The organism is Halovivax gelatinilyticus (assembly GCF_024300625.1).
GTDB lineage: Archaea > Halobacteriota > Halobacteria > Halobacteriales > Natrialbaceae > Halovivax > Halovivax gelatinilyticus.
The window spans coordinates 1,303,315-1,328,451 of the sequence record NZ_CP101322.1 but is presented as its reverse complement, the minus strand read 5'-3'; the positions used below and the strand labels follow the sequence as shown (position 1 = coordinate 1,328,451).

Here is a 25,137-nt window from a genome sequence, read left to right as displayed (position 1 = left end):
TCCGGGATCCGTCTCGCTCGAAAAAGGTGGTGAGGGCTCGCTGTCTCTTGCTGGGCGTACACCCGTGGTGCATTCGACGAACCGTCCGAAGCGGTCGGGTCCGATACTCACCGCGGGGGTGTCGTGCGCCGTTCTGGAACGAGAGGCGACGGCTCGGCACCGTCACCCCAGTCTTTCTCGCCGGTGCCGGATGCGCATTTCCGATTCGGGTGGGAGCTGAGCGAAGTGAACCCCTGGCTCCACTTTCACGCTTCGTCGGCGACGATATCTACGCCACCGCGAGACCACACTGGGCGCACTCCACCAGGATCGGGGCCGGCCGCCCTCGAATCCTCCGTGTTAGGAGCACTCTTCGCCCAACTCCCTATGACACTCGCGCACCGACTCGGGTGCGTCAGCCAGTAACACCCGGGCCCGTTCCCGCCACGCATCGGCGGTTTCACTGCAATCGGCGCCCGTCTCGAAGAGCCACTCCAGCGTCCGCAGTGCGTCGTAAAGCGCACCGATTCGCTCGAACGTTTCGAGGGCATCGAGAAGGTGTTCGCGAGCAGTGTCGATCGTCCCAGCGTCGGACTCGATTCGCCCTAAAAGCTGACTACTCCGGCCGACCCAGTATACCGCTGTCATCGTTTCACTCGCTCCGTAGACTGCGCGTGCGATCGATCGGGCCCGGTCGATCTCGCCGAGGGCGAGCGAGAGCCTGGCGCTGGCCAGACGGACCTGAAGAGCGATCAGCCCGTCCTCGCTATCGAGGGCATCGAGAGCGGCGTCGAAGTGGGTTCGCGCTCGATCGTAGGCTTCCGTACGGAGGGCGATTTCGCCCAGACACCGGTGGCCCGCAGCGATCTGTTCGGGATCGCCGGCCTCCGTTGCGACGTCGAGACATCGCTCGCCGTACTCCTGGGCCCGATCGTACTCACCTCGCCGCGCGGCGATTAACCCGAGATTGCCCAGTGACGGAGCCGTCCCGGGACGGTTGTCGAGCTCGTCCATCAGTGCGACGCACTGTTCGTGGAGTTCGCTCGCCCTGTCGAAGCTGCCTCGGCGGTGTTCGACCTGACCGAGATTGTGGAGGCTGAACGCCTCGCCGTGTCGGTCGCCGAGTTCTCGCTTGAGGGCGAGGCTTCGTTCGTGTAGTTCGGCCGCGCGGTCGAACTCGCCCCGTCGTCCCTCGATCGTCCCGAGATTGTTGAGCGTCGAGTCCAACAGCGGGCGGTCGCCGAGTTCCTGTTTACGCTCTAGACTCTGTTCGTAATACTCGACAGCGCGGTCGAAGTTCCCTCGTTGACTCTCGAGGTGTCCGAGATTGTGCAGGGTTTTCGCTTCACCGGAGCGGTCGCCGAGTTCTCGTTTACGTTCGAGACTCCGCTCGTGAAACTCGGCGGCTCGCTCGTGGTTCCCTCGCTGGCCTTCGATCACCCCGAGATGACCGAGGGCCGTTGCCACCCCTGCACGATCGCCGAGTTCTCGCCTGAGTTCGAGGCTTCGCTCGAACAGCTCGGACGCCCGGTCGACGCCCCCACGTTTCCAGGCGACGTTCCCAAGGCAAGTGATGGTCTCTGCTTCGCCGCGACGGTCGCCGATCTGGCGCTCGAGCCGGAGGCTCGTTTCGTACTGTTCGGTGGCCCGGTCGAACTCGCTTCGTTTCCCTGCGACGGTGCCAAGCCCGTGCCGGGCGCTAGCCTCCCACCCGCGGAGTCCACGGGCGCAGAATGTCTCCAGGGCCGCGTCGTAGTTCGTTTTCGCGTCGTCGTACTCGCCGCGTTCGGTCAGCACCTCCCCGAGACGGAGCTGCGCCCGGGCGCGAATTACCTCCCGACCCTCGCCGTCTACCAGCGACAGACACGCCTCGCAGTGAGCGAGCGCTTCGTCGTACTCGCCTCGGTTGATCGAGACCCGAGCGAGCCCCAGCAGGCGCTCGCCGGATCGATCGATCGATTCGTCGTTCACCCGTTCGAACGCGCGTTCGGCCCGATCGTAGTACCCGCCCGAGAGGAAGAGCCGGCCGAGCCAGATCGGTCGCTGACCGCTCAGCGCGTCCGAACACGCGTCCGGGAGTTCGACAGCGTCTCGGGAGCCGTCGCCGAACAGCGCCGCGAGCTGGGACCGGCGTCGCCCGATTGCGTACACCGCTTCGACGGTTTCGTCGACCCAGGACGCCGGATCGTCGGTGACCGCAGCGAGTGTCCGCTGGCCGTCGAGGTGCTCGACGATCTCGCGACGGTGGTCTGGGTCGTCCGCGAGCGCCAGCAGCGCGCTCACCGCGGCGCCGAACCGTTGAGCGGCCGCCTTCTCGCCGCCAGCGTCGATGCGATGAGCTAAGAACGCCGTCGACCACTCCTCGTGGACGGTTCGGTAGCTACCGTCCTCGCGGGCGAAGAGGACGACACCCTCCAGCCGGTCGATGGCTGCGTCGACGGCGTCGAACCGATCGGCCTCGACGATCGAGTAGAACAACCCCCGATCGATGTCGACGCCAGCGGCGTTGAGTACGTTCGCGAGAATGCTGACTGACAGCGTCACCTCGTCACCATCGAGCGCATCTGACACGGACCCGACGGCTTCTTCGAGGGCGGTCGGTTCGTGGGCTAGCGGATCGGCGTATGGTGCCAGTCGGTGGATCAATCGAAGCAGTTCGTTACTATGGCCGCCGGAAGCCTCCCCGCGTACCGTCGACCAGAGTCGGTCGGCTGACACGTCGACGGTTTTTCCGACCGTCCGTTCGAAGTGGTCGACGAGGCGCTCACAGTCCGACGCTCGTAGCGGAGGGACGTGCGCCACCGCCAGCTCGCTCGCGACGGCCGAGCGACTCGCGTACTCGCGCCACTCGCTTTCACGAGCGTCGAGCAGGACGCTGACGTCGTCGCAGTCTTCGAGCCGTTCGATCGCCCCGAAGATGGCGTTGGCGTCCGCGCGGACGGCGTCTTCGACGATGACGAGCGCGTGCCCACCGCTGTCAGCGACGGCCGCGGCGAGATCGTCGATCGACGAAACAGATCGGCCGCGGTCGTACTCGCGATAGAGGACCGGGCCGCGGTCGGCGGCGTACCACTCGCAGGCGACCTGTTTGCAGACCGTACTCTTGCCCGATCCCGGCGGGCCGAGGACGAGGCTGTTCGATCCGGTTACCAGTCCATCCGAGACGGCCGTTGCGAGGTCGGTTGGGTGGTGGCCGTCGGTCGAGCGGCCATCGGTTGGGTTGTCGTCGCCGAAGAAACGATCGGCGATTCCGGCATCACTCTCGGAGTTCGGATACGTCCTCGCGACGGCGTAGCCGGTGTGGACCTCCCCGAGCGAGAGGCCGGTGCGCCACGCCGTCGCCGGGTCGGCGACGGGTTCCTCGCGGAAGTACGACTCGTCCACCTCGATGAATCCCTCGCGTTCGAGCGACACCGGAAGCGTCAACCCGGTCGGCGAGCGGCCGACGGATGCGCGGGTGCACTGCACGTCGTCCGCGTCGTCGATCAACGCGTCCGTTCGATCGATCGCTTCCTCGCGGACTGCCGCGTACCGCGATTCGGCCCAGGTCACTGCGGCCGTTGACTCGTTTACGAGCGCGCCGTGAACGCCCCCGTGTTCGTTCATCACGACGAGATGAGCGATGTCCGAGGGCGGATTCGACTCGAGCGACGGTTCGCGAACGAGTGTTGCGAGGCCGTACGGCGGAACGGGGCCGACCAGCACCGAGAAGTCGTTCGTGTCGGCCATCGCCGCCATCCGGCGCGGGAACTCCTGGCGCAGCGACTCGAACACCTCGGGTGACACCACGAGTTCGGCCGGGTTTCCGTCGGTGATGACGTGCTCGTACAGGAGCCGAACCGTGCGCGGATCCTCGAGCGCCGGAACGAGCGCTCGATAGCTCTCGGCGTCGTTCAGGTCGTCGTGAACCCGTTCGAGCGGCCGGTACGGCGTCGGGCCGGTCGCTAGCATCGCCTCTCCGCCGGCGACGACCGCGGGTTCGATGCCGACCGACGGCGCCAGCGGATCGAGGACGGCTTCCGCGGTGAGCACGTCGTCGAATTCGCTGAGGAACGAGTCGAGGCGGTCGCGAGCGAGCCGTCCCGCGATCGTCGCTTCGATCCCCTCGTCGCTGGTGTCGACGAGATCGATTTCTTTTAACTCGGCGACCGCTCGGTTGATCGTCGAGCGGGACTGTCCCGTATCGTCGACGAGGTCGCGGATGTACGCGGACGACTCACAGAGGCGATCGAGCACGTCTATCCGTTTGATGAGCGCCTCTGTCTCTTCGGTTCTCTCCGCTCGTCGCATCTCTCAATTGGTAACGTGAGGGGACCGTCTTATACTTTCTGAGGCGGTATTCGGTGGGTTTTCGTCGGTTTCGTCACGACCGTCGGCGAAAGCCGATAGAGTCGTCTCCTTCGGGGTGTCACATCGTGAAACAGTGTTCCACACCGTGGAATATTCTCACCCCCTCCGAAACAGAGCCAGCAATGGTATGGAACCGAATCGGTTCGATCGGGGAGCAACGAAACGGGGTTCGTCGACACCGAACCGACGGTAGACGGGCCGAGAAAGGAGTGCATTATCCTGGAGCGGGAATCGGAACGTCGGCGATCGTCGACGGCCTGGGGATCGACTCGGGTGGCGTATCGGTCCGGGCGGATGTGAACACGCCGAGCGGTGGCTACGATTTGTGCGGACCTGAGTCGAACGCGGTCGACTGCGAGCTGGTGTTTCGAGCATCGGCGGGGCTGGCCGAAACGGCGGGAACCGCCGACGATGGTACGTCCGCGAGGGGCGGATCGGTCTTCGGGCGGGTGACCGTATGACGTCGATCGACGGCGCGGCGAGCTCCGCTCGACCGGTTCTACTCTCGGCGAGCCTACTCTTGGCGCTGGTAACGGTGGCCATCCTCGCGTTCAGCGGGGCCGTTGCGGCGGAGACGACCTCAACGGAGATCAACTCGTGTACCCAGATAAACGAGTCCGGCAGCTACCAGCTGGGAAGTGACCTCGAACCTGACAACCCCGAAGAGTGGGAGAACTACGATGCGTGTCTCACGATCAACGCGAGCAGCGTGACGCTCGACGGGATGGGACAGACGATCGACGGCTATAGCGTCTCCGAAGCGGGTGAAGACGTACCGAACACAAAGGGTGTTCTCGTCCGAAACGAATCACACTCCGAACTGTATCGAGAGAACCCCGACGGGTGGCTCTCCGACGTCACGGTCAAAAACGTCTCGTTCGAGCACTGGAGTCGAGCGGTGCGGGCGACCGGGACGGATGGTCTCTCCGTCGACGGTGTCGACCTCGCGAACATGGTCAGTGGTGTGGACCTGTACGCCCAGTACGGGGCCGACCTCGAGATGCGCGACGTCACGACATCCGAGGGGGTCGGTTCGTCGGTGATCCTCGCTAGCCAGATCGAACGACCCACCGTCGACGGTGCAACCATCAGCCGAGAGGTGAAACACCAGAATTCAGCGGTGATCGAAGTCCGCAGTTCGCCGGGTGCACAGCTCACGAACAACGAAATCGACGATAGTGACGCCAGTTCTGCACCGAACGCTGCTGTGAGTGACACGTACGGCATCATGGTCGTCAACTCGACGGACGCCGTCGTGTCGGGTAACGAGATAGACGATCTCGAGGGTCTGACTGACGATCCCGACGGAATCAATCCGGATCGTGGTACTGGATACGGCATTTTCTTCCAGGATCACTCCCTCACGGACGGAAATTCCAACGATGGCGCGAACGTCACCGACAACACGATATCGGATGTGGACGAGAGCGTGCGAGTGAACTCGGCGGACGATGCGCTCGTGACCGAGAACGAGATCGGCTGGTCGGGCGGCATCACACTAATGGATTCGAACGACGGGTCAGTCGCCGACAACGAGATGACCGACGTTCTGAACGCGAACTCGGGCGTCCACATCGAAGATGGATCGACCAATACCGTCTCCGGGAACAACATCACGAGCAATGGACACGGTGTCCACCTGGATGCGACGACCGACACCGTAGTTGCCGACAACACCATCGACGCGGCGTCGAGGGGCGTTTGGGTCCTCGACGCCGTTCCGGACGACGTCGAAAACAACGACATTAGCGGCGGGTTTTCCGGTCTCAAGCTCGAAGCTTCCGGTGACGTCGAACTCGACGCACTCGGGTTGTCGGACCTTTCGATGGACGGCGGTCTCACCGTCGAGTCCTACTCGGACCTGACGCTCTCGGATATCGAGATCGAAGACGGACAACTCAGGTTGGAGACCGGAAGCTACGGGCCGGACCTCGAGAACGTGACGATCACAGACGTCGACATCACGGGCCACGACGACGATGATCCGGCCGTTCACGTCACCAACACTGAAAACGTGGTCCTGGAGGACCTCAGCGTCGTCGACGGAATCGACGGCAGCGCGATGGAACTCGAGGAGAGTAGCGAACTCACCCTGGAAAACGCCACGGTGACTGGCCACGATGCGGAGGGCGGACAGTGGAGCTCTATTCAGCTCGTGAAAATAGACGGACTCGAAGAGAGTACGATCGACGGGCTGAACGTCTCCGACAATCCGACCGAGGGGTCGATAACCGCGCTCTGGGTTCTGTCGGCAGAAACGGTCGAATTCACCGACCTAGACGTGCTCGACACCGGCCACACCGATGGACCGGCGATCGAGTTCGGGAACAGTCTTACCGACGTCTCGTTCGACGGCGTGCGCGTTAGCGAGACCGAAGGAGGGGCGATCGAAGTCGGTTCCAGCGAAATCACTGCCGACGACGTCACGGTGGGCGCGGAGACGCCGACGGAGACGACGCTCTCGTTCGAGACCCGCGACGCCGTGATCAGCGAAGCCTCGTCGCCGCCGGATAACGAGCAGGCGACCGGGATTGGGGCGTACTTTGAGGCGAGCGGTGACGGCGACGAGGCGTTCCTCGACGTCGCTGTGCAGTACGAGGACGCCGACGTCACGGGCGTCGACGAGGAGACGCTCGCGCTCTGGAACCACGACAACTCCTGGAACGAACTCGAGGAGTCGACGGTCGACACCGACGCCCAGACCGTGAACGCAAACGTCACCGACTTTTCGACGCTTGGTGCGTTCGGCGAGGAGGGCGAGCCCGAACCCGACATCTCCGTCGTCGACGCTTCCGTCAACACCACTGAGGTGATGGAAGGCGAGACGGTGATCGTGACAGCCGACGTCGAGAACGAGGGCGACGCGGCCGGCGACCACACCGTCGAGTTCCGCATCGAAGGCGATGTCGAACAGACAAAACCCGTTGAGATCGCCCCGGGGGAAACCAAGGAGATCCAGTTCATGCACACCTTCGACGAGGAAGGCGACTATCGAGTGAGCGTCGACGAGATCGACGTGGCAACCGTCTCCGTCACGGTGGCGATGGGCGATATCCGTGTGTTCGCGGACGACGCGTTCACCGAGGAGGGCATCGAGGCCGCGGTAGAGATTCGGGACGGTGACGAGATCGTCTACGACGGTGAGTTCGATGGCGGCTCGTTGATTCTGGGAGTCGAGGTCGGTACGTACGACTTCGTATTCAGCGCGGACGGATACGAATCGAAAACAATCGAGTCGGTCGAACACGACGGCGCAGGGCACACCGACGTCCGGGCTGAGTTAACACCCCACCCAAGACTGGACGTAACGGATATCTCTCTCGACGAAATCGAGATCGATCTCGGCGAAGACGCTTCGGTGACGGCGACGGTCGAAAACACTGGAAACGGAACGGAAGAGTTCGCCGTCGAGTTCGAGATCGACGGCGAGGTCGAAGGAAACGAAACCGTCGAACTGGGGACGAACGAAACAACGGAGATCGCGTTCACGCACGCGTTCGACGAGGAAGGCGAGTACGCACTCGCGGTCGAGGGCGTCGAGGCGGGAACCGTCAACGTCGTCGATCCTGACCCAGATATCGAGGTGACCGACGCCTCCCTCAGCGACGAGGAGATCGACACTGGTGAGAATCTAACGGTCGAGGCCACCGTCGAAAACGTCGGGGACGAAACCGACGAGCGGACGATCGTCCTCGAGATCGACGGCAGCATCGAAGACGAAGCGGTCGTCGAACTCGGCGCGAACGAAACCGAACAGATCGAGTTCATCCACACCTTCGGCACCGACGGCGAGTACGACGTGAGCGTCAGTGGCGCCGAGGCCGGCACGGTCTCTGTCAACGCGACGACTGGGAGCCTCGTTTTGACCGTCGAAGACGAACTCACTGGCGACGGGGTCGACGCTGCGTTTACGATCTGGGACGGCGACGAAGCCGTCTACGAAGGAGAGGCTGATAGCGGATCTCTCGTTCCATCGATTGACGTCGGCACGTACGACATCGTCATTACCGCAAGCGAGTACGAGACGAAGACAGTCGAGTCTGTGGAGATCGAAGCGGCCGAGCAGAGTTCCGTCTCGGTCGAACTAACGCCAGAGACGAAATTCTCGGTCAGTGATGCCTCCCTCGACGAGACCGACGTCGAGGAGGGAGAGGAGGTGACGATCGCCGCCGACGTCGAGAACGACGGCGAAGTCGCTGGGGAGTACACCGCCGAACTCGAGATCGACGGAAGCGTCGAAGAGACTGAAACCGTCGAACTCGGCCCGGACGAGGTCGAATCGATCGCGTTCATCTACCGCTTCGACGACGCGGGTGAGTTCGCGGTGTCGGTCGGTGGCGTCGACGCTGGGACGGTTTCGGTGGAAGAAGACGACCCGTCGTCGCCGTCGCCAGCACCCGATCCCGAGCCCGAACCAGAACCCGTCACGAACGTCACCGTCGACGGAGCCCAGGACCGCGTGGCGATTTCGATCACGGGCGCGACGACGAACGAGGCGATCTCGATTCCGATCGGTCACGAACGGGAGAACGAGACCGCCGGGCTCACCGCACTCGATATCTCGTCGACGGCGGACCTCGACTTCGAGGCGACCGTCGAACACTTGGACGAGCGACCGGACGGCACCGACGTCCTGCCAGCCGGAGTGGAGATGTTGCTGTTCGACGTCGACCAATCGCTCGACGCCGAGGAGATCGAGAGCGCCGCGCTCGAGTTCCAGGTCTCGGTCGACGAGCTGGACGGCAACGACCTCGACCCCGAGGATCTGACGCTCTACCACCACGTGGGCGGCGAGTGGACCGAGCGCGAAACGCAGGCCGAGGCCAACTTCCCCGGCGGCACCTGGGAGGATGCTGACGACCTTTTCCCGGGCGGCACCTGGGAAGAGGCTGACTCTCCAGCGGATCTCTTCCCGGGCGACACCTGGGAGGAAGCGGAGTCTCCCGAAGAGCTCTTCCCAGGCGGAACCTGGGAGGATATCGAGGACCACTTCCCCGGAGGGACCTGGGAAGAGGCCGATTCTCCAGCGGATCTCTTCCCGGGCGACACCTGGGAGGAAGCGGAGTCTCCCGAAGAGCTCTTCCCGGGCGGGACCTGGGACGAAACGACCATCTCGGCGGAAACGCCGCACTTCTCGTCGTTCGCACTCGTCGGCGAGCAGCCCGACATCTCCGTCATCGACCACTCGGTGTCCGGAACCGAGTTCTCGACCGGTGAGGGACCGGTCGTCGTCGCAGAGGTGAAAAACGCCGGCGGAGCGGACGGGGCCCACGAACTGGCACTCGAAGCGGGTGGAGAGGTCGCCGCGGTCGAGGAGGTGTCGCTGACCGAAGGCGAGACCGCGACCGTCGAGTTCGAACCGACATTCGAGGATGCGGGCGAGTACGAACTCGAACTCGACGGCGAGCGGATCGAGACGGTGACCGTCGACGACAGGACGGACGACACTGATGACGTGGCGGCGGACGGTGATGACGCCGGCGAGGTTGATGACACCTCGGACGCTGCGGGCGACGACGCGACGCCTGGGTTCGGGATCGCGATCGCGATTCTTGCACTGTTGTTGATGGGGGCCTTCTCGCGTCGACCTCCCGCGAACACGGCCACAAGGCGTGGCGTTCTCGGACTCATCGGTGGCTCCGTTATCGCGGTTGGGGGCTGTCTCGACAGCGACGACGGCCGGTCCGATGCGGGGAGTGACGACGGCCGGTCCGATGCGGGGAGCGACGAGGTCGGTCGCGATACCGCCGGATCCGGTGACCCGGCGGCCCACTGCGACCGACCGAGCACCGACGATCGAGAGGCGCTCGTTCCGCAGGATGAGCAACCGATCGACGATCTGGTTCGGAGTGGATCGTCGATGACGCCCGATTTCAGCGGGATGATCAGTCGACAGGAAACTCGAGATGACGACCTCGAGGAGTTCGCATACGGGAGTGCGGGTCACACCTACGACGCCGACCACGAAGACGAGTTCGCCGCCCACGTTATCGAATTCGACCGATCGCCACCGGAACTCACGGACGAGGAGATATTCCGGTTCGTGGAACCGTTCGGCGGCCCGGAGTACGACGTCGCGGTTTCCGTCGTCGTCGACGAGTGGGTGTTCGCCGCTGGGGGGTCCGACGAGGACACGTGCCGGGAACTGCTCGCGGCGTTTCCCGAACTTGGCGTGGAGTGCGCCGAGGCCGCGAGGGTCAGCTGAGCGATCGGCGGGACGCCCGCCAGCACACCGATCGTGCAGGCTGAGGGCCGTTTGCGCAATTCTCCCGAGCGCCCCATGATCGCGGCTTCAGACCGTGTGGCCGGCGAGTACCGATAGGTCCTCGCCCAATTGAACGGCTGCGATCGTTGCTCGTACTGGCGGCGGCTGACGGCTATCGTGTAGAATGCGCCCGAGTCATTATCCGTTTCACTCTCTGGTTCTTTCACACGTTTCAGATCATCACGATTCCCAAACCCTCTCACCACCTTTGGTTTACCGATGCCAGTGATCCGGAATAACACTCGTGTCTATCGTCTACGTTGTCGGGAATCAGACCGTCCGTGATTGTCTGGGCGGCTTGCAACAAATCCGAAACTCGCCTGCTGTGCTACCGCTGCAAGCCCCAGTTCTACCCGTCGAAATCACCTCAAGGTGCGTATGCTCGAGACCGCACTCGGGTTCGTCCTCGGGGGCGTCGTCGGGTCGATCACGACCGCTGCTGGCTCCGGACTCCTCTACTGGAAGCGCGAACAGGATCGGACCGACCGCCTCCGTGGTGCGCTGGCTGCCGAAGTTCGGACGTACAGCTATCTCGACGAGATGATCGACGACGGCCAGTACGAATCCGTCACCGAACGGGTCGAGAACCCGGTAATCTACGCAGCGGTCGGTGACGGCCTCGGTCGGCTCTCCGACGACGAAATCACCGCTCTCGTCGCGTTCTACGCCGACTGCCGCTGGCTCGACGGATTAGAAGACCCCGAGGACAAGAAAGACCGAATCGAGGCCGTCGTGGAGCGGCGTCAGGACGCACTCGCTGAACTGGTGGCCGAGACCGACTAATTTAACTCCAAAGACTGGACGCTCGTGGAAACGGGCCCGGTACCGTGTTGGCTGTCGAATCCACGCTAATCACCGCCACGTTATAGGACGTTTCATCTCTGTGAATATCTAGTAGAGTTTGAAAATAGCCTGTCGACGATTGGAAACGGTGCAGCGGTTGCGGTAGCGTCCAGATGATGCATCCGCGAGCGCCGTCAGCGCTCGCGGCGCTTTTTCATCGAAGTTTTTGCGCAAGCGGTTCGCCTTCGGCGAACCCGCCGCGGAAAAAGTTCGCTGTTATTCCGGAACGAGTCCCTCGTCCTCGACGCGCATGACGGCCTCGCCGTCGGCGAGGTTAGGCGCGTCGACGAGGCGGACGATCCGCTTCGTGCCCTTGGACTTCCGGAGGTAGATGCGGAAGGTGGACTTGTGGCCGAGGATGTTGCCGCCGATCGGCTGGGTCGGGTCGCCGAAGAACGAGTCGGGGTTCGAGGCGACCTGGTTGGTGACGATGACGGCTGCGTTGTAGAGGTTGCCGACCTTGTCGATGTCGTGGAGGTGCTTGTTTAACTTCTGCTGGCGGGGCGCGAGTTCGCCACGGCCGACGTACTCCGCGCGGAAGTGGGCGGTCAGCGAGTCGACGCAGAGCAGCCGGATGGGGTACTCGGTGTCTTCGAGGTCGCTGGCGAGTTCTTTCGCCTTCTCGGCGAGCAGCATCTGGTGGTTGGAGTTGAACGCCTTCGCGACGTGGATCTTCTCTAAGATGGACTCGACGAGTTCGTCGACGGCTTCCTCGTCGTCGGCCGATCCTTCGATCTCGCGGTCTTCGAGCGCGGCGTCGATGGCCTCGTCGGGCAGTCCGCGAACCATGTCGTCGATCCGCTCGGGTCGGAAGGTGTCCTCGGAGTCGATGAACATCGCGCTGCCGTGGAGGCCGCCGACTTCCTGCGGAAGCTGGACGTTGACGGCCATCTGGTGGGTGACCTGAGACTTCCCGGAGCCGAACTCGCCGTACACCTCGGTAATCGACTGGGTCTCGATGCCGCCGCCGAGGAGGTCGTCCACCTCGTCGACGTGCCAGGTGAGTTTGCCGATCTTGTTGCGCCGTTCGAGGACGGCTGAGCCGGTCTCGAAGCCGCCGACGTCCGCCGCGTCGCGGGCGGCGTTGACGATGTCCGCGGCGGTCGACTCGCCGACGTCCGCCGTGTTCGAGAGTTCGGAGGGCGAGGCGACCGCCAGACTCTGATAGGAGTCAAAGCCCGCGTCTGTAAGCTTGTCCGCCGTGGCCGGGCCGACGCCCGGCAGGGTTTCGAGGTCTACGTCTGCCATACACACCGCTTTTCCCGGACCGGGTATAAACCCTCGTTAACAGGGAAGTGAAAGTGAAAGTGCCGGATGACGGACGACTGACGTCGATCGATTCCGACGGTTTACGTAGGAGGAAGGGAAGTCACGAGAACGAGCGCGCAATCGAACCAGAGCGGACTCGATGAGCGAACGTATGATCAGTCTCTTACTCCCAGGGATGTCTGCCGTCCGAACTCGGCCAGAGGGGGTACCAGTACTCCGTCTCCGATTCGATCTGGAGTTCGCCGTCGAGCACGGATTCGAGCTTGAACTCCGCGCTCGAATCGCGTTCGCGGCCGGGGCGGGGCGCGAACGGGTAGAACGCGCCGCGTCGGAAGGAGTAGATCCAGTAGGCGCGACCGTCATCGCCGCCGCGACCGCTCTGTCGCGCTCGCTTCTCGTAGCCGAAGACCGCCGCCAGCAGCCGCGAGCCGTAGCCGTTCTCGACGAAGGTGTCCGCGGCGAAGTGCATGCTCGTCACCAGGTCCTCGGGGTCGTCGTCTTCGAGGACGACCCACTGGTAGCCGTGCGAATCGTCGGTCACCGCGAAGTCAGTTCCCGTCTCCTCGCGACCGGCTTCGAGGATGGCCTCGACCTCGTCGATGGTGTCGTGAAAGCCGCTGGCGTCGACGCCGGAGAAACAGAGCGCGCCCTCGCCAGTCGACTCGTACCCGAGTTCGGCGTGCATCGTCAGGTAGGCGGTGCTCATACCGAAGAGATCCTCCGGGTCGGCGTCTCGGCGCGCATCGGCTTCCGCGCGTAACCCGAGCGCGGCGCGCAATCCGTCGAGCAGTCCCATACGTCCACGTGGGAGTCGGGTCGACAAAAGCGTACGCGAAACCGTTGCTACCCGAGCGGTGGCGTGTACGTCCGACTGTTCACGGGAAATTTCGCCGAAGTCAAGCTACACCGTCTCCATCTCGCGTTCGAGCTGGCGGAGCTGTTCGATGCGTTTCTCCGTCGGCGGGTGGGTCGCGAACAGTTTGCCGACGACGCCCGACTTCAACGGGATGATGAAGAAGGCGTTCATCTCGGCTTCGTCTCGCAGGTCGCGGTCGGGTATCTTGTCGACGCCGTCGGAGATCGAGATGAGCGCGGAGGCCAGCGCCCCGGGATTGCCGGTGATCGCGGCCGCGCCGCGGTCGGCCGAGTATTCGCGGTAGCGCGAGAGCGCACGCATGAGGATGTAGCTGATGATCCAGACGACGAGCGAGATGAGGATGGCGACCATGATACCGCCGCCACCACGACCGCCGCCGCGACCGCGTCCGCCGCCGAAAAAGGCGCCCCAGCGAACGAACATAAAGGCGATCGTCGCCAGCAGCGAGGCGAACGTCATCACCATCATGTCGCGATTTTTCACGTGGGCGAGTTCGTGCGCCAGGACGCCGTCTAACTCGTCACGGTCGAGCGTGCGGAGCAGGCCGGTCGTCACGGCGACGGCGGCGTTCGACTGGTTGCGCCCGGTCGCGAAGGCGTTCGGGACGTCCTCGTCGACGACGGCGACGGTCGGCTTCGGGAGGTCGGCCTGCTGGGAGAGTCGTTCGATCGACCGGTGTAGCTGCGGATACTCGTCGGCCGAGACCGTCTTCGCCCCCATGCTCTTCAGGGTGAGCGTGTCGCTGAAGTAGTACTGGACGACCGAGAACCCGCCGAAGAGCATCGCGAAGATGAGTAGGCCGCCACCGGTGTAGGCGGTGATCAACCCGGCGAAGACGATGTATAGGACGAACAGTAAGAACATCGTCAGCACCATCCGGGCTCGCAGTCCCCAGTCCGGCGTCCATTCCATACCCGGATACTACGCCCGTCGGCAGAATAAAGTCGCGGTGTGTCCCCGCTGGCTTCGATTTCCGGTGGGATTGACCCGGCAGGCAACCCCTTCATTTCGAGTGGAAACCACTCGACTGTATGACGTCTGACGCGCTCTCGAACTGCCGGCTGTGACTATTCAATTCACACGATACTGAGATTCACGCGGGGTCGTTCGACGTCTCTCCGGGTGTGGTTGACGTAGTTCGGTCGGACCGGTGCCCACGGCGTTCGGACGCGGACTCCTCAAACGCGTCGTTTATCCGAATACACGCCTAACGGCGCGTAATGAGCGAATCACGCGCGTTCTGTCCTCGGTGTGGGGACCCGGTTCCGGATCGGCCGCCCGAGGAATCGGCAGCCGATCCGCTTCGGCCGTCGGCGTCGGTCGACCTCTGTCAGTCGTGTTACTTCGACGACTTCGAGTTCGTCGACGCCCCCGACACGCTTGAGGTGCTCGTGTGCGCGCGATGTGGCGCGGTTAGACGCGGAAACCGGTGGGTCGACATCGACGCCGACGATTACACCGACGTCGCGATCGACGCCGTCACGGAGGCGCTTTCGGTCCACGTCGACGTCGACGACGTCGCCTGGCAGGTCGACCCGGAGCACGTCGATCAGAACACGATCCGAATGCACTGTCTGTTCACCGGACTGGTCAGGGACGAACCGGTCGACGAGACGGTCGTCGTCCCCGTGACGATCGGCCGGGGCACCTGCACGCGGTGCGGTCGAATCGCGGGCAACTACTACGCGAGCATCGTCCAGCTTCGCGCCGCGGACCGAACGCCGACGGCGACGGAGATCGACCGGACGAAGGAGATCGCGAACGCGGTCGTCGCGGAGATGGAGGCCACCGGCGATCGAAACGCGTTCGTCACCGAGATGGGCGAGGTCGACGACGGGTTGAACATCAAGCTCTCGACCACCAAAATCGGCAAGAAAGTCGCGAACAAGGTCAGAGAAGAGTTCGGTGGCACCGTTTCCGACTCGGAGACGCTCGTTACGGAAGACGAGGACGGAAACGAAGTGTACCGCGTCACCTTCGCGGTCAGGCTCCCGCCGTACGTCCCGGGCGAGGTGATCGACCTCGCTGACGACGACGATGGTCCGGTCCTCGTCAGAAGCGCCCGCGGCAACCTCAAGGGCGTTCGGCTGCGGACCGGCGAGCGATACGAGGCGTCGTACGAGGAAGGGATCGCACCCGAGGCCCGGCGGCTGGGGACGCGCGACGACGGGGAGGAGACGACGGTGGTCACAGTCGAAGACGAACACTCGATCCAGGTGCTAGACCCCGAGACGTACGAGGCGAAGACGATCGCCCGGCCGGCGTACGTCGATCCGGAGGCCGAGACGGTACCCGTACTGAAGAGTCGCGCCGGCCTGCACGTCCTGCCGCCTGAAGAGAGCGATGAGTAAGAATACGGATTCGGACGCCGATATCGATCCGTCGGAGTCAACCGGCGAAAACCCACTCGCGGCCGTCGTTCCGAAGGCTCGCACGGAGATTGCGATCGAATCGCTTCGCGCGGAAGGGATCTACGACGATCGGCGGGCGGTGCGGTCGTTCGACGACGAGCGAACGGCGCTTCCGGTGACGGAGCCGCCCGCAGAGACCCGGATCGACCGCGTCGTTCGGCAGGTCGAGCCGACGTTTCGGCCGACGAATCTCGACGCGATGCTCGCCGAACGGGGATGGAGCGAGGCGGAACGGGCGCGGGCACCCGGCTCGTGGGCCGTGATCGGGTCGGTCGTCCTCGTCACGATTCCGTCCGATTGCCCGGACGAGGGGGCGGTCGCTGAGGCGCTTTTGGAACTCCACGGCGACGCCGAGACCGTGCTGGCCGACGAGGGAATCGGCGGCCCCTTCCGGGAGCCACGAACGCGCCACCTTGCTGGCGAGCGAGAGACGGAGACGGTCCATGTCGAACACGGCACGGCGTACGGACTCGATCCCGCAGCGGTCATGTTTTCGCCAGGAAATCAGGCCGAACGCGTCCGAATGGGTCGGGTCGTTTCTGGATCGGCGAATGCCGATTTGGATCCTGTTTCGGATTCCGGTGAGGTGTCAGCCACCGCGGATTCGGCCGGCGAAGGCGGGTTAGACGCCGCCGAGCGGGTCTTCGATATGTTCGCCGGAATCGGCTATTTCACGCTTCCGATGGCTCGGGCCGGCGCACACGTGACGGCGACCGAGGCGAATCCGACCGCCTTTCGATACTTGCTCGAGAACGCGGTCAGAAACGACGTGACGGATCGCATCGCGGCGTACAACGCCGACTGTCGGGACGTTGCGAGGACCGTCGACGCCGACCGCGTCGTCATGGGGTATTACGGCATCGATGCCGATGAGGGCCGCGACGTCGAGAGTCAGCACGCGGAGTGGCGAGAACAGACGGCCGCTACCTACCTCCCGGCGGCCCTAGAGGCGGTCGTTCCCGGGGGAACCGTCCACTATCACGAGGCCGTCCACGAAGACGCGCTGTGGGAAGGTCCGCTCGACCGACTCGACCGAGCCATCGAGGACGCTGGAAAGACGTTCACAGTGGACGCACGCAGGCGCGTGAAGACGCATAGCGCCGGCGTCGTTCACGTCGTCGTCGACGCTCGGATCGAGTGACCTGCGCTACTCGCCACGGTCGTCGGCTGGCTACTGTCCGTGCGAGTGGGGGTAGTCCTCTACGTTCGCTCGAATATTTTTCTGTAAGTAAGTTGATGGTTACGTTCGGCTCGTCACGACCAGCTCGATAGTGGGGAGCGAGTGGATTGGTCCTTCCCGGCCGGGGTGTGCGGTGTGAGGGTCTACCACGAAATATTACCCGGGCGAGCTGGTAAAATACTAGTCTCAAAATACTGTAAAAACTTATATTAGGGACAACTTCACATTGAGTAAATGGGCTTGAGATATAGCTACAACAATGAAGTCAGCACATAAACAACTGCTCGCGGTAACGCTGGCTATTCTGATGACGGGTGCGGTATTCGCCCCGATCGGGATGGCGTCGGGTGACGATCTCACCACGACATCGGTACAGTCAGCATCCGGCGACGCAGTGACGACGGATATCGACGAATCGCTCTACGACGAAACCGGCGAAACGGAACTGTTCTTGTTCCTCCCTGACATCGCAGAGACCGATCGACAGGGGGATTCGGATGCAGTGATCGATGCGCTCAAGACGCAAGCTGATCTGGCTCAGGAGCCGGTCATAAGCGAACTCGACCGATACGACGCGGTCGACGTCGAGGACACGTTCTGGATCCGAAACTCGATTCACGTGACGGCGGACCTCGACCGAGTGAGCGTAGAGGAACTCGCGGAGATCGACGGCATCGAATCGATCGAGCCACACCTCACCGTCGACGCGCCCGAGCCGGTCGACGTCGAAAACGACGTCGATCCACAGCAGAGCTACACGTACGGGCTCGAGCAGATCAACGTCCCAGAAGCCTGGGGCGACTTCGGTGCGACCGGGGAGAACGTCCGCGTCGTCGTTGCCGATACCGGCGTCGACGCCGATCACCCGGACATCGAACTCGCCGCCGAAGACGGCTGGTCCGATCCGGTCGGCGGTTCGTCGACGCCAGTCGACAACCACGGACACGGAACGCACGTGAGCGGCACGATTGCCGGCGGTGCCGATTCCGGAACGGCGATCGGTGTCGCTCCTGACGCCGAACTCGCGAACGTTCGAGTGTGTACTGGATCCGGATGTCAGGGCGCCGCGATTATGGAGTCGTTCCAGTTCGCCGTCGACACCGACTCCGACGTAATTAACCTGAGTCTTGGCGGACCTATCACCGGCTCGTACGTCGACGTCGTCTACAATTCGATGGACGCCGGTACGCTCGTCGTTTCCTCCATCGGCAACGACGGTGAGGGAACGTCAGGTTCGCCCGGTGCGCCGTACGACTCGATCGCAAGCGGTGCGACCAACGAAAACCTGCAGGTGACCAGCTTCTCCGGCGGTACGCTCCTACAGGAAGGCGACTTCGGCGGTAACTGGATGAGCCACTGGCCGGCCGGCTCGTTCATCACGCCTGACGTCGCGGCTCCCGGAGCGGCCGTTGTGAGTGCCCAGCCTGGTGGCGGCTACCAGCAGATGTCGGGCACGTCGATGTCCTCGCCACACAAAGCAGGCGTGGCAACGGCGATCCTCTCGACGAACGATGCGCTAGACCCCTGGGACGTCCAGGATATTATGATGGATACGGCCTGGAAGCCGGACTTCTGGGACCCGAACAGCGCGATGCACTACAACCCCGACACCGAGCGCGATTCGCGCTACGGGACCGGTATCGTCGACCTGCACGCGGCCGTGGCAGCGGTCGGCGCCGACCCCGGAATCATCCAGGGAACGGTGACCGACGATACTGGTGCGGCGATCGAAGGCGCGACCGTCTCGGCGGGCAGTTCGAGCGACGAGACGGACGCGAACGGTAACTACGAACTGAGCGTCCTCGCTGACACGTACGACGTGACCGCCGAGGCGTTCGGCTACGAGTCGGACAGTCAGACCGTGAGCGTCGGCGAGGGCGAGACGGTGACGGCGGACTTCTCGCTCGCCGAACTCGAAGAGTTCGCCGCAGTCGGCGTGATCGGCGACGGCTCTTACGCGGGCAACGTCGCGAGTCTGCTCGACGATGCGACCGGTGAGGATGTCTTCGTCGAGACGCTTTCGTCATCCGAAGCACTCGACGCCGAGCACGACGTCTTCGTCGTCCAGACCATCGACAGTTCGAACGTCGGTGACTTCGTGGACGCGACGAGCGGCGACGACGTGGGCGTCATCTACCTGGACATGTACGAAGAGTCGGCGGGTGACGCAAACGGCGTGACGCAGTTCGCCAGCGTCAGCAACGACGTCGACGGCGTGGACGAGGACTTCTCGCAGGGTGCGGACGGTCCGTACTACAGCGTCGAGCAGTCACACGAGATCGTCGACGGTCTCGGCGACGAGATCCCGATCCACACGGATCAGTACGCCGATCACGCGTGGATGACGGGCACGTCGTTCGACGTGATCGCGGGCGTGACGGTCGACGGCACGTCGGTCGGTAGCGGACTGGCGGTCGACGATTCGAGTGCGACGGTACTCGCGGCCTCGTCAGGTCTGAGCGAGTACGTCAGCGCCAGCGACGTGACCGACGAGTCGGTCGCGGTGCTGGTAAACTCGATCGAGTACCTCGTTGATGGCGAACCCGAGCCGCCGGAAGACGGTGAGTTCGAGGTTTCGATCCTCGAGACCAACTCCCCGGTGACCGAAGGTGAGGACCTCGTCGTCGACGTCGAAGTCGAACACGTCGAGGAACCCGACGACCCGCTCGCGGCTGACGTCGTCGAGCAGACGATCGAACTCGCGGACTTCGACGGCGCGGTCGTCGACTCCGAAGCGGTCTCGCTCGATCTCGGCGATTCGACCGAGATTTCTCTCACGTGGAACACGCAGGCCGGTGACGCCGGTAGCGGCGACCTCACGGTCAGCAGCGAAGACGACAGCGATACGGCAGCGGTGACGGTCGACGCTGAGGACGAGCCGGCGGAAGGCTTCGTCCGTCTCGGTGAGGCGAGTGCAGCCGAAGGCGATGTTGCGACGGTCGAACTCGATACGGACCTGGCGAACATCGCTGGCTACCAGGCCGAAATCCACTACGACGCGGACGTCTTCGAGTTCGTCGGCGCAGAGGGCGTCGACCTGAACGACCCGGTCGTCAACGACGATGACGACGGCGTACTCGGACTGGCGATGAGTCAGGCGAGCGGCGTCGACGCACCGACGCTGGCTGAACTCTCGTTCGAGGCTGTCGGCGAGGACGGCGACTCGACCGATCTTTTCTTCGTCGAGGAGAACACGCAGCTTAACGACGAAGAGAGCGTCGTCGAGCCGGCGGAGTACCTCGCGGGATCGCTGCAAGTCGGAACGGACTGTGCGCTTCCGGGTGACGTCAACGGCGACGGCGAAGTGAACTCACTCGACGCAACGTTGACCCAGCAGTACATTGCCGGCCTCGACCCCGAAGGCTTCGTCAACCCAGCGTGCGGTGACCTGACGGGAGATGGCGAGATCACACCAGCGGACGTGACGGCGATCCACCAGATCATCGTCGGTATCTGGGCCTGATCCGACGCTCGGACAGCCTACCGACGGTTCTGGCCTATTCTTCATTTTTCGTACAATCGAATTGTACCGGGAGTCACCGGTGTTGCGTTCTCTGAAACTACATAAACCATGACTGGAGGCGTAACATCGTTCTCTGAACACAAAATGAAAGATACGTGATGCTGCCGAATCTCCGCGCTCTTCATAATTCATTCCCCTAGCCAAACAAAATGATAAAGTATATTACGGGCAAGTTATATATACAATGATGTGTGAATTAACAGTGTCACAACTACTTCCCCGGGGGAAATCAATGCGACTCATTGCCGTCGTTCTGACCGTTGTATTGGCCGGAATACTACTTGTTCCGCTGGGTGGTGCGACAGCGGCGAGCGCCGATTCGGTGAGCGACTCGTCCGACGAGGAGGGGCTCCTCTCACTCGTCGCCGACGAGCAGGAGGGTGAGACCATCGCCGTCACGCTCGAAGCTGATGCGGACGACGTCGCTGGCTACGGCGCGAACGTAACGTTCGACCCGGATATCCTCGCGATCGACGAGGAGAACGTTTCCGGGGTCGACTTCGGAGATCCAGTTACGAATATCGACAACCGGAACGGCTGGGTCTTCGTTACGCAGTCTCAGGCCGTCGGTGACGCTAATCCGACCCTGGTCGAGTTCGAGTTCACCGTTCTGGCGAGCGGTGACTCGGAACTGTCGTTCCTCGAGGACGACACGACTCTCAACGATGGAGCGGTTCCACCCGAAGACATCGACGTCGATCTCGACGGAACCGAGATTACCGTCGAACTCGAAGACGAGCAACCGAACGACGACACGCTTTCGCTCGTTGCCGGCGAACAGGACGGAACCGAGATTGGGGTCACGCTCGAAACGACCGTCGAGAATGCAGCCGGCTATCAGGCGTTCGTCACCTACGATCCGGACGTCGTTACCGTAGAGGACGTCGTCGGCATCGACTTCGACGACCCGGTCGTCAACGTCGACAACGACGAGGGAACGGTGTTTTTCACGCAGTCGCAGGCGACTGGTGAAGACCGACCAACCTTCGCCGAGATCCAGTTTTCGACTCACGACTCCGGTGAAACCGACCTGGCCTTCGACGCCGACGAGACGGGTGTGAACGACGAATCGAGCAACGTGCTGGTCGAGTTCGTCGGAACGACTCTCGACGTGGAGGAAGAAGCGGACGACGGAGGCGGCGGCCTTCCACCACCGCCGCCGGAGCCTGATCCGGCCGAATTCGAGTTCGAGGTCGTCGACCTGTCGTCGTCTGCCGTCGTCGTTGGTGACTCGATCGAGGTTACCGTCGACGTGACGAACGTCGGCGAACAGGCCGGCAATTACGAACTCACGTTACAGGCCGATGGGAATTCACTCGTCACCGAAAGTGTCCTCCTTTCCGGGGACGATTCCGAGACGGTCTCGATCACCTATACGTTCACCGAAGCCGGCGCCTACGAGTTATTCGTCAACGACGAGCCCGTCGGAACGGTCGACGTGAGCGAGTCTACGTCGGATACGGACGACGAGGCCGACACCGATGACGGAGTCGGTTCTGACGACGAGTCTGACGGGACAGACCCTGCGGACGACGGAACTGACGCCAGCGACGATGGGGCGAGTGACGGACTCGCCGGGTTCGGCGTCGGTGTGGCCCTCATCGCGTTCGTGACGATGGCAGTGTTCGCCGTTCGGCGTTACTGACACCGTTGTTCGGCTTTGAGCTGTTTTCGAGTGGGAGTGATATCGGCCAATTCTGTCCGAAGCCGAGAGCACAACCGCGTGTCTATTCTTGCGGGCGATTCGTCAGGTAGTGGGCTTCTGGCCTATCATCGGCTCGTCGTCAGAAACTATCCAGTGCCTACTCGAAACTGTCACTGACGTTCGTGACCGAGCCGAGTCGTTCGACGATCGTCCGTTGGCACTGGTGAGGATAATCCAACGGACAGAACTGACTCGACGACCGTTCTATCCTGGTCATTTGCCTGGATACGGCCGATACTGCCCGCCAGGGCTTTAAACCGACAATCTATTAGTGAATTGATCGCCCCAACCCAAATAATTACAATTATAAGTACCATGGAAAAGACTATTATGGGCGGTGATAGTCCATACAATGAGTCACCATCATCGGTGGCATACTATGCCATGATACTGAACAGAAGTCAACTGATCGCGGTCGTGCTGGCCGTGTTGATGGTCGGGGCCGTTTTCGCCCCGGTCGCTAGCGGGGATAACACGATGTCCCCGTACGAGACACAGTCGACCGCAAGCGATGTACAGCATACGTACGTTGGGCTCTCACCCAGCGAAGTCGGAGATGAATCGGCTATCGTGGACGTCTATACGAACGCTGACGACGTTGCCGGCTACGGCGCGAACGTTACGTTCGATCCCGATGTCCTCGAAGTGGACGACATCGTCGGTGAGGACTTCGGCGATCCGGTCGTCAACGTAAACAATGAGGAAGGCTGGGTGTACTTCACGCAGTCGCAGGCGACCGGCGAAGACGCGCCGACCCGTTTCGCACAGATCGAATTCAACGTCCTCGAAGCGACAGAGACGGACATCGAGTTCGTGCCGGATGAGACGTCGATCAACGACGGCTCCGTTCCTCCGGAAGACATCCAGATCGACGCGCACTCGGGAACGACGCTCGAGTTTGACGACGAACCGACCGAGGACGTGCTCTCGCTGGTCGCCGGCGAGCAAGACGGCGATTCGATCGGCGTCGAGCTGGAAACGAACGCCGACGACGTCGCAGGATACGGCGCCGAAGTAACGTTCGACCCCGAAATCGTCGCGGTCGAAGAGGTCGTCGGTGTCGACTTCGGTGATCCGGTCGTCAACGTCGACAACGACGAAGGCACGGTCTTTTTCACCCAGTCACAGGCGACGGGTGAGGATGCGCCGACGCTGGCTGAAATCCAGTTCGAGGTGCTCGAAACGGGCGAGACTGATATCGAGTTCGTTGCGGACGAAACGAGCGTGAACAACGGCTCGGTGCCACCGGAAGACATTCCGGTCGATCTGGAAGGAACGTCGATCTCGGTCGAGGCTGACGACGAACCGACTGATGACGTGCTCTCACTGATCGCCGGCGAGCAAGACGGTGATGCGATCGGTGTAACGATCGAGACGAACGCGGATGACGTCGCGGGCTACGGCGCAGAAGTGACGTTCGACCCCGAAATCGTTGCAGTCGACGAAGTGGTCGGTGTCGACTTCGGGGACCCAGTCGTCAACGTCGACAACGACGAAGGCACGGTCTTTTTCACGCAGTCACAGGCAACTGGAATCGACGCACCGACGGTAGCTGAGATCCAGTTCGAGGTACTCGAAACGGGTGAAACCGACCTGGAATTCGACGCCGAGGAGACGAGCGTGAACGATGGCTCGGTGCCACCGGAGGACATTCCGGTCGATCTGGAAGGAACGTCGATCTCGGTCGAGGCTGACGACGAACCGACTGATGACGTCCTTTCGCTGATTGCCGGTGAGCAGGACGGTGATGCGATCGGCGTCGAACTGGAGACGACGGTCGAGAACGCGGCGGGCTACCAAGCGAAGCTAACGTTCGACCCCGAAATCGTCGCAGTCGACGAAGTGGTCGGTGTGGACTTCGGCGACCCGGTCGTCAACGTCGACAACGACGAAGGCACGGTCTTTTTCACGCAGTCCCAAGCGACTGGTGAGGACGCACCGACGCTGGCGGAGATCCAGTTCGAGGTACTCACAACGGGTGAATCCGACCTGAAATTCGTCGCAGAGGAGACGAGCGTGAACGATGAATCGAGCAACGTACCGGTTGACCTGGAAGGAACGAGTATCGGCGTGGAACGTGTCTCCGATTCAGACGGCATCTCGCTCCCACCACCGACTGTCAGTGGGGAGGCGGTGTTTTCCGTCGATAGCGTCGATCTCTCTACGACCACTGCAACGGTCGGTGAGCCCGTCGAAATACACGTTGAACTATCGAACGTCGGTGACGGCGACGGTGTCCACAAACTCGCGGTCGAGACGGGTGTCGAATCCATTGCGACCGAGTACGTCACGCTTTCGAGCGGTGAATCGACGACGGTCTAGGTCTCCTACGCGTTTGACGAGGTCGGTCAGGTCGACCTCTCCGTCGATGGAACGCTCGTCGAGACCCTAGAAATCGTCGAGTCCGATGACCCAGGCACCACCGGCGTCGAGAGTTACAGTGACGACGAACCAGCCGACCAATCCGACGACGATGACTCCGCCCCAGACCTCGCAACGTCTGGGTTGAGCGACGGCTCCGGTGGCATCGTTATATTTGCCGGCATCGTCGCATTGCTCGGTGCGGGGCTGTTCGCGGGTAGTAGAGTTCTACGGTAACTTCCCGGGGCGGGTTTCAGTCGTCACTGTTTTCACGGTCTTGACGCTCAGCTGGACAAATCTCAATATTTGTGACAAATCTTGAAGTAATGTACCCTGGGCGGCCGACCCACTCGAATAAAATGAAGGATAGGGTC

General features: G+C 62.6%; 11 protein-coding genes. 7 read left to right on the top strand and 4 right to left on the bottom strand.

Annotation, left to right across the window (positions count from 1 at the left end; translation table 11 throughout):
- Window positions 1-339: 339 nt before the first annotated feature.
- Complete coding sequence (locus NKH31_RS06505; protein WP_254864320.1) at window positions 340-4,269, bottom strand: tetratricopeptide repeat protein; 3,930 nt, start codon at window positions 4,267-4,269, stop codon at window positions 340-342.
- Window positions 4,270-4,786: 517 nt separating this feature from the next.
- On the opposite strand from NKH31_RS06505, the gene NKH31_RS06500 reads away from it, so the two are divergent.
- The gene (locus tag NKH31_RS06500; RefSeq protein ID WP_254864319.1) at window positions 4,787-10,534 is read left to right on the top strand and encodes a CARDB domain-containing protein; all 5,748 of its coding nucleotides are present in this window, start codon (window positions 4,787-4,789) and stop codon (window positions 10,532-10,534) included.
- Window positions 10,535-10,972: 438 nt separating this feature from the next.
- Entirely contained in the window at window positions 10,973-11,377 is a 405-nt protein-coding gene (locus tag NKH31_RS06495) for a hypothetical protein (protein ID WP_254864318.1), read from the top strand.
- A 276-nt stretch (window positions 11,378-11,653) separates the two neighbouring features.
- Here NKH31_RS06495 and radA read toward each other — a convergent pair whose 3' ends face one another.
- The 3 genes from radA to htpX all read right to left on the bottom strand — a co-directional run bounded on the left by radA (window position 11,654) and on the right by htpX (window position 14,495).
- Window positions 11,654-12,685, bottom strand: a complete 1,032-nt coding sequence (radA, locus tag NKH31_RS06490; protein WP_254864317.1) for a DNA repair and recombination protein RadA — start codon at window positions 12,683-12,685, stop codon at window positions 11,654-11,656.
- 184 nt (window positions 12,686-12,869) lie between these two features.
- Window positions 12,870-13,502: a PspA-associated protein PspAB gene (gene pspAB / locus NKH31_RS06485; protein ID WP_254864316.1), complete on the bottom strand. Its 633-nt coding sequence runs from the start codon at window positions 13,500-13,502 to the stop codon at window positions 12,870-12,872.
- Between the two features lie 105 nt (window positions 13,503-13,607).
- Window positions 13,608-14,495 carry a zinc metalloprotease HtpX gene (gene htpX / locus NKH31_RS06480; protein ID WP_254864315.1) on the bottom strand — a complete coding sequence of 296 codons (888 nt, stop codon included), beginning with the start codon at window positions 14,493-14,495 and terminating at the stop codon, window positions 13,608-13,610.
- Window positions 14,496-14,803: 308 nt separating this feature from the next.
- Here htpX and NKH31_RS06475 point away from each other — a divergent pair, with 308 nt between their 5' ends.
- The 5 genes from NKH31_RS06475 to NKH31_RS06455 all read left to right on the top strand — a co-directional run bounded on the left by NKH31_RS06475 (window position 14,804) and on the right by NKH31_RS06455 (window position 24,724).
- Window positions 14,804-15,934 (top strand): 60S ribosomal export protein NMD3, encoded by a 1,131-nt coding sequence (locus NKH31_RS06475; protein ID WP_254864314.1) that lies wholly within the window; start codon window positions 14,804-14,806, stop codon window positions 15,932-15,934.
- Window positions 15,927-17,135: a class I SAM-dependent methyltransferase gene (locus tag NKH31_RS06470; protein WP_254864313.1), complete on the top strand. Its 1,209-nt coding sequence runs from the start codon at window positions 15,927-15,929 to the stop codon at window positions 17,133-17,135. Before NKH31_RS06475 ends, NKH31_RS06470 begins: the two co-directional genes overlap by 8 nt.
- A 298-nt stretch (window positions 17,136-17,433) precedes the next feature.
- Window positions 17,434-20,637 carry a S8 family serine peptidase gene (locus NKH31_RS06465; RefSeq protein ID WP_254864312.1) on the top strand — a complete coding sequence of 1,068 codons (3,204 nt, stop codon included), beginning with the start codon at window positions 17,434-17,436 and terminating at the stop codon, window positions 20,635-20,637.
- 292 nt (window positions 20,638-20,929) lie between these two features.
- Complete coding sequence (locus NKH31_RS06460; protein ID WP_254864311.1) at window positions 20,930-22,342, top strand: CARDB domain-containing protein; 1,413 nt, start codon at window positions 20,930-20,932, stop codon at window positions 22,340-22,342.
- Window positions 22,343-22,972: 630 nt separating this feature from the next.
- Window positions 22,973-24,724, top strand: coding sequence for a cohesin domain-containing protein (locus NKH31_RS06455; RefSeq protein WP_254864310.1), 1,752 nt, complete (start codon window positions 22,973-22,975; stop codon window positions 24,722-24,724).
- The last annotated feature ends 413 nt before the right edge of the window (window positions 24,725-25,137 follow it).